The organism is Priestia sp. P5_B4, assembly GCF_056400385.1.
This window is the reverse complement of record NZ_JBFULJ010001516.1, coordinates 1-535: the sequence shown is the minus strand read 5'-3', so window position 1 is coordinate 535 and position 535 is coordinate 1. Positions and strand designations below refer to the sequence as shown.

Genomic DNA, 535 nt, shown 5'->3' with positions numbered 1-535 from the left:
AATACATAACCAGACGCGACATGTTGAGGAACAATATTAGTGCAGGTAAAATAGATAACAATCGTTCTAATGGAATTTGGTTTATTATGGAGAAAGATAAAGGTTGGGCAAATGCTTTGAAGGAAGCTTTTCTAAAAAAATATCGGTAAAAATATTTTCCTGTTAAAAATGGCATTCAATACGCCCTATCAAATTTAGAATAGCATATCAAATTGAAGCTGAAGAATTAGAGAGAGTAACAGTTAAAAACCAGGCAGGAGGATAAAATTTATGCAAATGGAAAGCCAGTTACAGGAATTGTATCAAGAAATAGCAGAAACGGTTAATAATATGATTCCCGAAGAATGGGAAAGATTTTATTTTTATGCACAGGTATCAGAAGATGGAGGAGGAACGTATTTCTTTTATAATCAGCCTTCGAATAAAAAAACGTATCATTATAGCTTAGATATTACAGAAAGATTTGTTGTTTCTGAATTAGAATTCTATGAACAAGAAGATAAACTTTTGKACCTTAGTAGTAAAGTGAAAGAAG

General features: G+C 31.5%; 1 protein-coding gene. It reads left to right on the top strand.

The features are described 5' to 3' along the window. Positions 1–270 precede the first annotated feature (270 nt). A partial coding sequence (locus AC1DRF_RS31920) for an immunity protein YezG family protein (protein ID WP_477742817.1) occupies positions 271–535 on the top strand: 265 nt, incomplete at its 3' end.